At 42.2% G+C, this 13,262-nt stretch carries 11 protein-coding genes; 9 read left to right on the plus strand and 2 right to left on the minus strand.

Annotation, left to right across the window (positions count from 1 at the left end; all coding sequences use genetic code 11):
* Nucleotides 1-23 precede the first annotated feature (23 nt).
* The 3 genes from ACFO4U_RS12025 (at nt 24) to ACFO4U_RS12035 (ending at nt 4,729) form a co-directional block, all read left to right on the plus strand.
* On the plus strand, nt 24-656 hold the full coding sequence (locus ACFO4U_RS12025) for a TetR/AcrR family transcriptional regulator (RefSeq protein ID WP_251127156.1): 633 nt from the start codon (nt 24-26) through the stop codon (nt 654-656).
* A gap of 302 nt (nt 657-958) precedes the next feature.
* Nucleotides 959-2,824 (plus strand): molecular chaperone HtpG, encoded by a 1,866-nt coding sequence (gene htpG / locus ACFO4U_RS12030; RefSeq protein ID WP_215244219.1) that lies wholly within the window; start codon nt 959-961, stop codon nt 2,822-2,824.
* A gap of 117 nt (nt 2,825-2,941) precedes the next feature.
* The gene (locus ACFO4U_RS12035; RefSeq protein WP_215244218.1) at nt 2,942-4,729 is read left to right on the plus strand and encodes a DUF262 domain-containing protein; all 1,788 of its coding nucleotides are present in this window, start codon (nt 2,942-2,944) and stop codon (nt 4,727-4,729) included.
* 147 nt (nt 4,730-4,876) lie between these two features.
* Here the strand turns inward: ACFO4U_RS12035 and ACFO4U_RS12040 are convergent, their stop codons facing one another.
* Entirely contained in the window at nt 4,877-6,151 is a 1,275-nt protein-coding gene (locus ACFO4U_RS12040; protein WP_215244217.1) for a DNA cytosine methyltransferase, read from the minus strand.
* Between the two features lie 166 nt (nt 6,152-6,317).
* Between ACFO4U_RS12040 and ACFO4U_RS12045 the strand changes: the two genes are divergently transcribed.
* The 3 genes from ACFO4U_RS12045 (at nt 6,318) to ahpF (ending at nt 10,483) form a co-directional block, all read left to right on the plus strand.
* Nucleotides 6,318-8,051, plus strand: a complete 1,734-nt coding sequence (locus tag ACFO4U_RS12045; RefSeq protein ID WP_215244216.1) for a hypothetical protein — start codon at nt 6,318-6,320, stop codon at nt 8,049-8,051.
* Nucleotides 8,052-8,384: 333 nt separating this feature from the next.
* Nucleotides 8,385-8,948, plus strand: coding sequence for an alkyl hydroperoxide reductase subunit C (gene ahpC / locus ACFO4U_RS12050; RefSeq protein ID WP_015880295.1), 564 nt, complete (start codon nt 8,385-8,387; stop codon nt 8,946-8,948).
* 11 nt (nt 8,949-8,959) lie between these two features.
* Complete coding sequence (gene ahpF / locus ACFO4U_RS12055) at nt 8,960-10,483, plus strand: alkyl hydroperoxide reductase subunit F (RefSeq protein ID WP_215244215.1); 1,524 nt, start codon at nt 8,960-8,962, stop codon at nt 10,481-10,483.
* Between the two features lie 38 nt (nt 10,484-10,521).
* On the opposite strand, the gene ACFO4U_RS12060 is transcribed toward ahpF, so the two are convergent.
* Complete coding sequence (locus ACFO4U_RS12060; RefSeq protein ID WP_215244214.1) at nt 10,522-10,923, minus strand: hypothetical protein; 402 nt, start codon at nt 10,921-10,923, stop codon at nt 10,522-10,524.
* Between the two features lie 127 nt (nt 10,924-11,050).
* On the opposite strand from ACFO4U_RS12060, the gene ACFO4U_RS12065 reads away from it, so the two are divergent.
* The 3 genes from ACFO4U_RS12065 (at nt 11,051) to ACFO4U_RS12075 (ending at nt 13,262) form a co-directional block, all read left to right on the plus strand.
* The gene (locus tag ACFO4U_RS12065; RefSeq protein ID WP_031424181.1) at nt 11,051-11,398 is read left to right on the plus strand and encodes a PadR family transcriptional regulator; all 348 of its coding nucleotides are present in this window, start codon (nt 11,051-11,053) and stop codon (nt 11,396-11,398) included.
* The gene (locus ACFO4U_RS12070) at nt 11,385-12,347 is read left to right on the plus strand and encodes an HAAS signaling domain-containing protein (protein ID WP_215244213.1); all 963 of its coding nucleotides are present in this window, start codon (nt 11,385-11,387) and stop codon (nt 12,345-12,347) included. The genes ACFO4U_RS12065 and ACFO4U_RS12070 overlap by 14 nt, the downstream gene beginning before the upstream one ends.
* A gap of 78 nt (nt 12,348-12,425) precedes the next feature.
* Nucleotides 12,426-13,262 (plus strand): aldo/keto reductase, encoded by an 837-nt coding sequence (locus tag ACFO4U_RS12075; protein ID WP_214684966.1) that lies wholly within the window; start codon nt 12,426-12,428, stop codon nt 13,260-13,262.

Here is a 13,262-nt window from a genome sequence, read left to right on the forward strand (position 1 = left end):
TACTAAGGACAGACAATGAGGTGATGGAATTGAGTAAACGACAACAAAACAAAGAAGAACGAGTTCAACTGATTATCCAGGAGGCAGAACGATTATTTATAGAGAATGGCTTTGAGAAGGTTCAAATGCAGGACATCGCGGATGCGGCAGGGATTGGGGTGGCGACACTGTTTCGCTACTTCCCGAAGAAGGATCAATTGATCGTCGCGGCAGCCGTCAAGAATCTACAACCGACACTCGAGAGATTTGAACAATTCATGCATGAGGAAGGAAACGCCTATGAACGACTCGAGGCCATCTTGAACCACTTTTTCGAGATGCAGTTGGAACGGACGAACCATGCCCGTTTCCGAGAGGCGTTCGAGAGCTATGCATCGCTCGTCGCCTCACCTCTTCCTGGAATCGAGACATACATCGACGTTCAACGACAGATCATGCAGACACTCGAACCCTTGATCGAAGATGGGAAACGCGACGGTTCATTCCGCTCGGATATCGATGTGAAGGTGACCGTCGTCACAATCATCAATACGTTCGGGACGTTCGGCAACAACATCATGTTGAAGTCGCACATCAGTTATTTAGAGGACGATATCGAACCGGCCGTACAATTGCGTGCTTTAAAAGAGATGTTCCTCACATCCATTCGGGCATAAGAAAAACCTCCCTTCGCTTGAAGGGAGGCTAATTGTATACATAAAAAATGAGCACCTCTCACTAGAGGTGCTCTCGAAAGTCTACCGCGACGGACCACGCTCCACAACGTGCTCCTCAAGGGAATGTCCGCCGTCTTACATAGACCAGCTCATCGCATGTACTCAACTATATGCGAAACCTACGTCCTCGTCAATCTTTTCTTCAATCTCGGTTGACATCTTCCTAAAAATTAGGATAATCAATAGTGTTAGCACTCCTATATACAGAGTGCCAAAATATAGACATCAAAAGGAGAACGATCATGACAAAAAAACAGTTTCAAACCGAATCGAAACGAATTTTAGAGTTGATGGTCCACTCAATTTATACACATAAGGACATCTTCTTGCGTGAGCTCATCTCGAACGCGAGTGACGCCATCGACAAGATGTATTATCGTGCCCTCTCCGACGAAAGCATCGAATTCAACAAAGACGATTACTTCGTCAAAGTCGAACTCGACAAAGAAGCGCGGACGATCACAATTCGCGATACAGGGATCGGGATGACAGAAGAAGAACTCGAAACAAACCTCGGAATCATCGCAAAGAGCGGTTCACTCGCCATGAAACAGGCGACGAAGATGGAAGAAGACCATAGCCTCATCGGTCAATTCGGGGTCGGGTTCTATTCCGCGTTCATGGTCGCTGACCGCGTGACCGTACGTACTCGCTCGATTGACAGTGATCAAGGATACGTATGGGAGTCCGAAGGTACAGACGGTTATTCAATCGAACCGACAGACAAATTGGACATCGGTACAGAAATCACGCTCCACTTGAAGGCAGACACAGAAGATGATGCGTATTCGTCATTCCTCGAAGAATATGAGATCCGTTCACTCATCAAGAAGCATTCGGACTTCATCCGTTACCCAATCAAACTGGATGTGACGAAACATCGTCAAAAAGAGGACTCAGAAGAGTATGAGGACTACAAGGAAGAAGAGACCGTCAACAGCATGGTGCCGATTTGGCGGAAGCGGAAGAGCGAACTCAAAGACGAGGATTATAAGGCGTTCTATCACGAGAAGCGCTACGGCTTTGATGAGCCACTCAAGCATCTTCACTTGAACGTCGACGGGACGATTCGTTATCAATCAATCCTGTATATCCCGTCAACGGTTCCGTTCGACTATTACACGAAAGAATTCGAGAAAGGGCTCGAGCTCTACTCGAACGGCGTGTTGATCATGGAGAAGTCACCAGACCTCTTGCCGGACTACTTCGGCTTCGTTAAAGGGATGGTCGACTCAGAAGACCTCTCCCTCAACATTTCCCGTGAAATGTTGCAGCAGGACCGCCAGCTTCGCGTGATCGCGAAGAACGTGAAGTCGAAAATCAAAGGCATGCTCGAGAAGATGCTCCAAAACGAGCGTGAGGACTATGAGAAGTTCTATGAGTCGTTCGGTCGCCAATTGAAGTTCGGCGTGTATGACCAGTTCGGCGCAGCCAAAGACGAATTGAAAGACTTGATTCTTTTCCATTCTTCTCACGAGAAGAAACTCGTTTCGCTCAAAGAGTACGTCGAGCGGATGAAAGAAGATCAGAAGTATATTTACTATGCGACAGGCGAATCGATTCATCGCATCGACCTCTTGCCACAAGCAGAGCGCTTGAAAGAAGAAGGATACGAGATCCTCTACTTTACAGAAGAGATCGACGAGTTCGCCATCAAGATGCTTCAGTCGTATGAAGACAAAGAATTCAAATCGATCGCGAGCGGCGATCTCGGTCTCGATGACGCGGAAGCGAAGTCGCTCAACGAAGACAACCAAGACCTGTTTGCTTTCATGAAAGAAGAGCTAGGAGACCGCGTCAAAGAAGTGCGTGCCTCGACACGCCTCAAGTCACATCCGGTCTGCTTGACGGTCGCAGGTGACGTCTCAATCGAGATGGAGAAGATTTTGAACGCGATGCCAAACGGTGGCGGCATGAAAGCGGAGAAAGTGCTCGAAGTGAACGCCGACCACGCCATCTTCCAGACACTTCAACGTGTGTATAAAGAAGATGAAGCGAAAGCGAAACAATATACAGACCTCTTGTATCAACAAGCCCTCCTCATTGAAGGGTTACCGATTGAAGATCCGGTAGCGTATTCGAATGCGGTGTGCGCGTTGATGGGCTAAATAAAATAGATTATAAATAGGAGGTACTATATTACCTCCTATTTATTGGTTTTTTGTAGATCTAAATATTAAAAAATACTAAAATAGAGGTACATTTTAATATTTGGAGGCTGAGAAATGAAATATAAAACTGAGAGAATGAGCTTCAAAGAATTGGAAGATTCAGTAGAATTACCTAATTTCCAAAGAAGGTTAGTATGGTCACAGAAAGAAAAAAAAGCATTTATTGAAACTCTACATAAAGGATATCCTTTTGGTGCAATTTTAATATATAAATATAGCGACAGGGAGAAACTCTCTTTAATTGATGGTCTTCAACGTTACACCACTATGAAAGATTTCAAAAAAAATCCTGGGAAGTATATAGAATTTGACGAAGAGGTAGATGAGATTATTAAAGCAATTGACTTAAATAGTCTTCATCCAAAAACTTTACAAGAAGTTCAAAAGGGAATAAATTTAATCATTCAAGGTTTAATAGAGAATGATAAAATTTCTAAAAATAATGCTCTGTATTCGGAACTTACTACTATTCCATTAGTACAAAGTTCATTAAAGAGCGATTCTTTTATTATTTTGGGAACAATTCAAGATTACATAAAAGATAAGATATCAAATTTTTTAGATGTTTCTAAAGTCGAAATTCCTACAATCACTTTTTCAGGAAACGAAAACGAATTAGCTTCTGTCTTTGAAAATTTAAATCGCGGCGGCAAAAAGTTATCAAAATATCAAGTGTTTGCTGCACAATGGAGTAATTCAGAAGTTGTTCTTTCAGATGAACCTTTCAATCAACAATTATTAGAATTAAATATTGAGCGATATAATGATTTGACATCCGAACGAGAAATTGAGATTACTAATTTCAATGAGAAAGATCTTCGAGAAAGCATGAAAATTAATTTCTCAGAATTTTGTTATGCTTTTGGAAAACTTATTATCGAAAAAATGCCCGTGTTTTGGACCACTCCTACAGAGGATTTGATCAATGAAATTGGTTATTCTTCATTAGCTATTACTTTAAACATTGAAAATAAAAATCTAAGTAAAATTATCGATGATAAAGAAATTTTCACAGCAAATTTTATAGAGGATTATATTGAAAAGGTACTTTCTATTTATTCAGAAATTAACAATCGTTTTGAGAAACGTTTGAGAATGCCCGGTGCTAAAAAAGTTGTTTATCAAAGTAAAAACGCAACAAACTTCCAATTATTATCTTTTTTCGGTTCTTTGTGGATTTCGAAGTATACTATAAACAAAGAAAATCGTATTATCGAGACTTTACCTAAATACAGAAAAAACTATGATACTATCTTAAATAATTTTCTCGGGTATTATATTTACGATATAGTTACTTCTCGTTGGTCAGGAAGTGGAGATAGTAAATTAGACGAAATCGTTATAAAAAAATCTAATAGATATTCTACTCCGATTGAAAAGTCTACTTTAGAAACAGCACTTCTTTCATGGATTGAAGAAAAAAATTCTAAATATAATATTTTGTTTGATAATGTTACAAAATCTATATGCACAATTATTTATTCTTTTGATTCTGATCAATTTACAGAACAAAACTATGATTTTGAGCATATAGTTTCCAAAAACTTCTTAAACAAAATTGATAAAGCTAAAGGTATACCTGGTGGCTCACTTGGTAATATTATGTTGTTGGATTCAAATCATAATCGTTCGAAACAGCAGCTGAGCCTTTATGAAAACTTGAAGTCTGGACAATCATTAGATAAAGCCTTCTTAGAGCTTCATATATATCCTGCTCAAGACAAATTAGATGCTATAAAGAAAGAGATTCTTGAAGGGAACAATAATCAAAATACTTTAAAACGTATGATTTCTACTCGTAGCAAGGATTTAATAAATGTATTAATTAATAAACTCTATTAATTAACAGTAACGCCAATTAACACAAATTTTGTTTAATATACCCATAAAAATTCATATTACATTAAGATTATTAACATAATAAATAAAGTTTATCGTATTTTACATTCATTTTTATTTAAAAGAGGAGAGCTGAATAGCCCTCCTCTTTTAAATATCCAATGACAACTGTGCTTGTTGCTTATCTACTTCAATTTGGTGAGCAATTTCTTGCTTAGCCCAATCTGCAATTGGTTGTAAAACAGCTCGTGCTAATAGAACTGGAACTGCATTTCCGATTTGTTTATATTGCTTATCTACCCTATTATTCTTTGAGCTAACAGATGTGCTACTTCCATCATCAAATACCCACCAGTCTGGAAAAGTTTGAACTCTCGCCGATTCTCTGACACTCAACCGACGATTCTGAGTTCCTATCAATTCCCACTCATCTTTGCCTAACTTTTTCATTCTTTCCCCACCGGGCCACAACTGTGCTTGTCTACCTGATGCTTGAACTGTAAAAGCTTGATCGTTCCAATCCTTTTTACGATTACGCGATAAATAGATCGATGAAAAGTCGCCTTCATAAACGTCTTCCGGCCATTCTGGTAAATCACCAATAGCATCTTCAAGCGTTACATACGGTTTTCTGTCCTCTCCATGAGTAGGCTCCGGAAATTTGTATGAAAATTTAACGTCATCTCGAACGCCAACTATAAATACACGTTCTCTTATTTGTGGTACGCCATAATCTCTTGCATTCACCAATTTATACTGTATTTTATAGCCTGCAGAAGCAAAATCTTCTATGATCTGTCTAGCAACTTCACCTTTTCCTAATGTTAAAAGACCTTTCACATTCTCAGCTACAAACACTTTTGGTTTCGCTTGAATGATTGCACGAATAAAATGAATATATAAGAAGTTTCTTTCATCGTCGATTAGTCTCGGACCAGCTGCTGAAAATCCAGGACAAGGAAAACCACCTAAAATTACATCAGCATACGGAAAGTATTTAATTTTTCGTATATCTCGTGGATCCTGAACTGTGTGTTCATTATCAAAGTTTAACTTATAAGACCTTGCTGACTCTTTAAATAAGTCGTTTGAATAAATCGTTTGAAATATATTTTGCTTTCCTAATCTGTCAAAGTTACTTTTCGACTTATATACTTCTTCTAGAATGCTTGGAGTTTCTTGACTCGATACTAATCCAGCTAAATCAAACCCTAAATCTAAACCACCACAACCAGAAAACAGACTGACTACGTGAAATTTATGCTTTTCTCGCTTAATACTATTCAAAATTTCTTCATCTTTAGAAGATTGAATAATTCGACCAGACTCTTCTTTAATTTTTTCCATTAATACTTGCTTCACATCTTCGGATGAGTAGTCATTTGTGGGTCTAAATTTAGCTCTACCTCGTTCGTCAATTTTCATGTCCTCTCACCTCATCTTCTTCGCCATTACATAATTTTCTCTTATTCATTAATCATAACTGACTCTATTCAAAATGGCCAGAGTTAAGTTTTTCCAAAAAATGAGGACCAAAACGATATAATAAACAATACAGTTTAGAGAAAATGTTAAATAGGAGAAATTCATAATGATGCAAAAGCAAAGAGGCAATCAACATGTATTAGAAGTGAAGTACTACTTATCAAAATTGATTAAAGGGGAACGCATTGATTTACACTCTTCTTCAGCTGCAACTGCAATGTATCTCTATAAAAAGCATTCTTCAATTACTTCATTACAAAGTAAGTTTGATACCCCAAACCCTGATCAACATCCTGACCTAACATTAACACTACATAAACACCAAGTACCATATCACCTCTTTAACTCAAAAACTGGAGATATCCAACCTCGGAATTTAGGTGGCAAAAGCTTCTTATCCAAATATTTTAATGATCCTCTTTTACAAGATAAATTTAACTCAACGTTAAACAGACTATATGAAGCCTTTTTCAAAAGTTTTTTAAGGTCAACTAACCAATATAAATCTCTAAAAGATTATCGTAATGAAGTACGTATACAAAACATTACGTTTTCATCAAATGAAAAAGCTAGAATAGCTCGAAAAAACATTCTGTATTCATTAAGAGAAAGTACGTTAGAAATGTTTCAAGAACTTCTAAATAGTAATAATCAACAACAGGTGATTTCTGGATTAAATCTATTACTATTTCAAGGGGAGTCCATGTTAGTGTCGATTGAAAAGGCACCAGAGTTCCCTGTTCTCGAAAAGAAATATCAATTTGATCCTGACGCAAACATAATTTTGTTCCGTAAAGGCAATGCATCTATTGGTTTTACAGATGGAATTATCACATTGTATATCAGATTTAAATTCGAAAGTCAGCCCCATAGTCCTATCAAACTAACTACCGCTTTGTTTAACAATGAGTCTACAACTAACGTTAACCAAGAACTAATTCGTAAGTTTGAAGATATTTGGACCCAACTTATTCATGAGACCAATGAAGTTAGATCGAATGATCCAAATAGTATTGGTAAAGTGAATGAAGCTCTCATTTATCACTATCTGCTCACTAATCAAAAGGCAATTATTTCTGACGAAAATTCAAAGGAACCTCGTCATTTAAATAACTTACAGATATATGGTGAAAATTTAAAAAAGGATACATTAGAAAAATTAAAATACGCATCAAAAGATGCTGTCGAATCAATTTTACTACCTAGTATTAAAGAAGAGTATTCAGAGTATAAAATCTCTTCAGTATCGCTCACCGATGATGCTTACAGACTAGATATTAAAGACAATTCAGATATAAAAATCACTTTAACTCCAAGGAATCCTAATTCTTCAGAAGTGAAATTAAAAGAACTCTGTTACTCGTTAAAAGCAAATGCTAAATCAAATTCGATACCCGTAGTAAAGAATCCTGGATTCGGAACTATTTTGGGAGCAAACTACTTTAGAGTCGGTGAAACGACTCAAGTAGCAAAAGAACTAAAAGATCTCTATTTGGAAGGAAAGTTAACTCGAGAAGAGGTGCTAGAATCCGCAAATCAATATCTTGCTGATTCTCTGTCCAAAGCCTCAAAAGCTTCTTTAAAGCTCGGTGTATCAACAATCGTAGGAGATATACCTACACTTCATACTTTTTATGAAAGTAATTATGCAAAATTATCTAAGATTATTTCCTATGGAGAAGATCTTAAGTTTATTGCAAATCATCCAACGAAGATCAACAATGCGATTTTTTGGAATGAGGACAAAGAACAATTAATCATGCGCTTAAAATTTTCTGCAGGAGAATCTCACGGATGGAGTAGTTTAAAATTAGCATGCACGTACAAAATTCAACCTTAATCGCTACTTGTGATTAAGGTTGTTTTATTGATGTAATTGATAATCCTCCAATTTCCGACGAGAAAATGTATAACCCTTCCCAAAATATTATCAACTATACTCATGATTTTTATTTTTCAAAATAAGAAAATAGCGAGAAAAATACCGATCGTTATGTAATCGTTTTCTTTGCTTTTATTAAGCCAAATACAGACAATCTTTTGATACACCTTATATTTTCAAAGCATGCAAACGCCTTGACAATTCCAGCTCGTTATATGAAGTTAGTATTACATTATAATTATTCTAGTCGAGATAGAAACGCTAGAGTAAAAAACAAGGAGGACATAACCCATGTCATTAATCGGCAAAGAAGTACTACCATTCAAAGCACAAGCATTCCAAACAGGTGAATTCCTCGAAGTTACAGAGAACGACCTCAAAGGCAAATGGAGCGTTGTCTGCTTCTACCCAGCTGACTTCACATTCGTCTGCCCAACTGAACTTGAAGACCTTCAAAACGAGTACGCTACACTTAAAAACCTCGGTGTAGAAGTATACTCTGTCTCAACAGACACACACTTCACACATAAAGCTTGGCACGAAACATCTGAGAAAATCGGAAAAATCGAGTACATCATGATCGGTGACCCATCACACGTCATCTCACGCAACTTCGATGTCTTGAACGAAGAAGACGGCCTCGCAGACCGTGGTACGTTCATCATCGACCCAGATGGTGTCATCCAAACTGTCGAGATCAACGCTGGCGGCATCGGCCGTGACGCGAGCACGCTCGTCAACAAAGTCAAAGCAGCACAATACGTACGCAACAATCCAGGCGAAGTCTGCCCAGCGAAATGGGAAGAGGGTTCTGAAACACTCCGCCCAAGCCTTGACCTCGTCGGTAAATTGTAAGGAGCGATTGCATGTTAGAAGCAGCGATTAAACAACAGCTCGACCAATATCTCCAGCTCATGGAGGGCGATGTCGTCCTCCGTGTGAGCGCTGGGGAAGACAAAGTCTCAAACGAGATGCTCGAGCTCGTCAACGAACTCGCCAGCATGTCATCACGCATCTCGGTCGAACGCGCGACGCTCGAGCGTACACCGAGCTTCAGCGTGAATCGTCCATCCGAAGAGACAGGAATCGTCTTCGCGGGGATTCCACTCGGACATGAGTTCACATCACTCGTCCTCGCCCTCCTCCAAGTGAGCGGGCGCGCACCGAAAGTTGATGCGGACACAATCAAACAAATTCAAAATATCGAAGGCACATACCACTTCGAGTCATACATCAGCCTCAGCTGCCACAACTGTCCTGACGTCGTGCAAGCGCTAAACGTCATGAGCGTCCTCAACCCGAACATCACGCACACGATGATCGATGGAGCCGCGTTCAAGGATGAAGTGGAAGCAAAAGAGATCATGGCTGTCCCGACGGTCTTCTTGAACGGCGAATCGTTCGGTAACGGTCGGATGTCACTCGAAGAGATCTTGGCGAAACTCGGTACAGGTCCTGACGCTTCTGCGTTTTCGGACAAAGACCCGTATGACGTCCTCGTCGTCGGTGGCGGTCCAGCGGGTGCGAGCGCAGCCGTATACGCGGCTCGTAAAGGAATCCGTACCGGAATCATCGCAGAGCGCTTCGGCGGCCAAGTGATGGACACGATGGGGATTGAGAACTTCATCGGTACTGCTTATACAGAAGGTCCAAAGCTTGTCGCAAGCCTTGAAGAGCACGTCAAAGAGTACGGCATCGACGTCATGAACCTCCAACGCGCGAAGCGTCTTGAGAAAAAGGACCTCATCGAGATCGAACTCGAGAACGGTGCTGTCTTGAAGAGTAAGAGCGTCATCCTCTCGACTGGTGCACGCTGGCGTAATGTCAACGTCCCAGGTGAGGCGGAGTTCAAAAACAAAGGGGTCGCTTACTGCCCGCACTGTGACGGTCCTCTCTTTGAAGGGAAACGTGTCGCGGTCATCGGTGGCGGTAACTCCGGGATTGAAGCAGCTATCGACCTCGCAGGGATCGTCAAGCACGTAACGGTGCTCGAGTTCGCTCCTGAACTCAAGGCCGACCAAGTGCTACAAGACCGTCTCCACAGCCTCCCGAACGTGACTGTCATCACGAACGCTCAGACGACAGAAATCACGGGTACGGACAAAGTGAACGGCATCTCGTATGTGTCTCGTGAGACGAACGAGTCACATCATGTCGAACTTGAAGGCGTCTTCGTCCAAATCGGCCTCGTCCCGAACACGGACTGGCTCGACTCGGTCGAACGCAACAACTTCGGGGAAATCGTCGTCGACCGTCATGGCGCAACGAACGTCCCAGGTGTTTTCGCAGCGGGAGACTGCACGAACAGCGCCTACAAACAAATCATCATCTCGATGGGTTCTGGTGCGACAGCCGCACTCGGCGCCTTCGACTACATGATTCGCAACTAACACAAAGACTCGCCCTCTATCATGAGAGCGAGTCTTTTTTACAGTTCAAACGTCTTCCCCGAGTCCGGGATGAATAAAATCGAGTCTCCGCTCCCCGTCTCAAATCGATAGCCCACTCGAGGAGAGAATGGATTCCATTCTCCTCCGGTCGTCGGAACGCTCTCCATGTATGTCACGTCATTGTACATTTTGTTCAACGTCTCTTCTGCCTCAGCTAACGAGTAGCTCGGAATCGAGAGCAAAATCGCCACCCCAACACTCATCACTCCGACCGACACCGCCCACGGAGTCGATGTCGGCTTTCGAAACTGTGTCAAGACTAGTAGCATGATGATCCAGCCAATCGGTACCCCAAACGTCGCCGCATTCCCATACCACTGCGCATTGATCGTCAATAAACTGGCGATCACCACACCGCCAATCATCCACCACCACTTCATCAACATCACCTCCTCTTCATTATCCCAAAATCAGGAAATGACTCAACTTTTTTATTCATATTGATGTATGATAACTTATAGTGTATGATATACAGTATAAAGATAAACGAATGAAGGAGGCGAAAAAATGTCCGATGTAAAAGCCTCGTTGGTGACGGAGTTGCGGCGCGGCACGTTGACGATTGCGGTGCTCAGCCAGTTGAAGACACCTCAATACGGCTATTCTCTCGTTCAAGCGCTACTTGATGCCGACATCAACATTGACCAAAGTACGCTCTACCCGCTCTTGCGTCGACTTGAAAAACAAGGACTCGTCACGAGTTCCTGGGACACAACGGAGAGTCGACCACGCAAGTACTACGTGCTCAGTTCGGATGGAGTGGACATTTTGAATGAGTTGTACGTGGAGTGGATGAACATGTCGAAAACATTGACCCGTCTAATTGAAGGAGGAAACGATCATGAATCTTCGTGATGTGTATATCGATGAAGTCACCTCTCGAATCCCAGAGTCGATGCGGCAAGACGTCGCACTCGAATTGGAATCGACCATTGATGACATGACTGGAAATGACCCATCTGAAGCGGCTTTATTTGAAGCATTGCGCCAACTCGGCGACCCTCATATCCTCGCTGCTCGCTATGCGAACCGACCACTCTATCTCATCGGTCCTGCCCTCTTCACACAGTACGTGAACATCATCAAAATCGTCTTACCGATTGCCGTCACGGTTGTCACCATTCTCTCGATCATCGGTTATTTGACCAATCCCATCGACGACACATCTTGGAGTCAATTCTTGATTCAAGCATTCCTTCAAACTGGGGCGGCCATCTTCAATGTCGTCGTTCAGACGCTATTCTGGATCACCCTCACGTTCTTCATCATTGAACGTGCTGTACCTGAGGGCGAAGTTCCTTTCTCGAGTTGGAAACCTGAACAACTCAAGAAAGTAAAACCACGTTCGACCTCGATTTCTTTTGGTTCGATTTTGTTTGACTTTATCGCCACCGTTCTGATGGTCGTATTGTACGTCAACGCCGAGCAGTTGATTCGTGTCGTCACAGATAGTGAATCCTATCCGCTACTCAATGCGTCGGTCTTGGATCAATTCTTCCCGTTTGTCATCGCCCTGGCCGCCTTTGGGATCGCCATCGCCATTTACAAATGGCTGGTTCGACATTGGACAAAGCCGCTCGCCTTGTGGAACGCGCTCTTCAATATCGTATGGATTGTCGTCACGGCGCTCATTCTACTGCAACCTGATTTAATTTCTTCTAATGCCGTCTCGTTGATTGGTGAGCAAATCAACGCCGACCTTGAAACAATCAGTCGTTGGGGCGTCTGGAGTGTCTTACTCACCATCATCATCGTGTGTATTCTCGATTTAGCAGAAGGTTTGATCAAAGCGTTTCGACGTTGACCTCACATTCAAACGTTTCATTTCCAAGGAAAGTGGAATAGCGGAGAAGAGAACGGATTTTGAATGGGGAGGCATTTGATGGGTATTCCAACAATCAAGCTACATGACGGTTATGAGATTCCGGCCATCGGACTCGGGACGGTTTATTTAAAAGGTGAAGCAGGGGTCGACGCCATCACGTGCGCCATCCGGAACGGATATCGACTCATCGATTCGGCGATTCGCTACGATAATGAAGGCGCGGTCGGTGAAGCGGTTCGCCAATCCGGCATCCCGCGTGAACAACTTTTCTTAACATCGAAACTGCGCGCGCAATATTATGACTACGATCAGGCGCTCGAGATGATTCGAGAGTCCCTATATCGAGCGAACCTCGACTATTGGGATTTGTTCCTCTTGCATTGGCCAAACCCGAAACAAGACAAGTACGTTGAGGCATGGCGTGCCTTGATTCAAGCGAAGAAAAACGGATGGATCCGCTCTATTGGGGTATCGAACTTCATGCCGGAGCACCTTGACCGCTTGATTGAAGAAACGGGAGAAACACCGGTCATTAACCAAATCGAGTTACACCCGTACTTCTCTCAAGTCGAACAGCGGAAAGCCGATAAAGAACGCGGCATCATCACAGAAGCGTGGAGCCCGCTCAGTCGCGCCCGCACGGTCATCCATGACGAAAAGATCACCGAGCTCGCCAAACAAAAAGGAAAGAGCGTGTCTCAAGTCATCTTGCGTTGGCACGTGCAGCTTGGTGTCATCCCGCTCGCCCGCTCGTCTAGCGAGTTGCACCAAAAAGAGAATCTCGACGTCTTCAACTTCGAATTGACGGATGAAGAGATGGAGACGCTCAATGCGTTGACGAAGCAGGATGGTCGCATCGATGACCAAGACCCGCGAGAATACGAAGAGTACTAA

Origin of the sequence: Exiguobacterium profundum, from assembly GCF_042652865.1 — a bacterium.
GTDB lineage: Bacteria > Bacillota > Bacilli > Exiguobacteriales > Exiguobacteriaceae > Exiguobacterium > Exiguobacterium profundum.

What these genes read in the sequence shown, in the direction of transcription:
- ACFO4U_RS12070 (WP_215244213.1), top strand. Translation starts at nt 11,385, where the DNA reads ATGAATCTTCGTGATGTGTATATCGATGAAGTCACCTCTCGAATCCCA.
- ACFO4U_RS12045 (WP_215244216.1), top strand. Translation starts at nt 6,318, where the DNA reads ATGATGCAAAAGCAAAGAGGCAATCAACATGTATTAGAAGTGAAGTAC.
- htpG (WP_215244219.1), top strand. Translation starts at nt 959, where the DNA reads ATGACAAAAAAACAGTTTCAAACCGAATCGAAACGAATTTTAGAGTTG.
- ahpC (WP_015880295.1), top strand. Translation starts at nt 8,385, where the DNA reads ATGTCATTAATCGGCAAAGAAGTACTACCATTCAAAGCACAAGCATTC.
- ahpF (WP_215244215.1), top strand. Translation starts at nt 8,960, where the DNA reads ATGTTAGAAGCAGCGATTAAACAACAGCTCGACCAATATCTCCAGCTC.
- ACFO4U_RS12025 (WP_251127156.1), top strand. Translation starts at nt 24, where the DNA reads ATGGAATTGAGTAAACGACAACAAAACAAAGAAGAACGAGTTCAACTG.
- ACFO4U_RS12040 (WP_215244217.1), bottom strand. Translation starts at nt 6,151, where the DNA reads ATGAAAATTGACGAACGAGGTAGAGCTAAATTTAGACCCACAAATGAC.
- ACFO4U_RS12065 (WP_031424181.1), top strand. Translation starts at nt 11,051, where the DNA reads ATGTCCGATGTAAAAGCCTCGTTGGTGACGGAGTTGCGGCGCGGCACG.
- ACFO4U_RS12035 (WP_215244218.1), top strand. Translation starts at nt 2,942, where the DNA reads ATGAAATATAAAACTGAGAGAATGAGCTTCAAAGAATTGGAAGATTCA.
- ACFO4U_RS12075 (WP_214684966.1), top strand. Translation starts at nt 12,426, where the DNA reads ATGGGTATTCCAACAATCAAGCTACATGACGGTTATGAGATTCCGGCC.
- ACFO4U_RS12060 (WP_215244214.1), bottom strand. Translation starts at nt 10,923, where the DNA reads ATGAAGTGGTGGTGGATGATTGGCGGTGTGGTGATCGCCAGTTTATTG.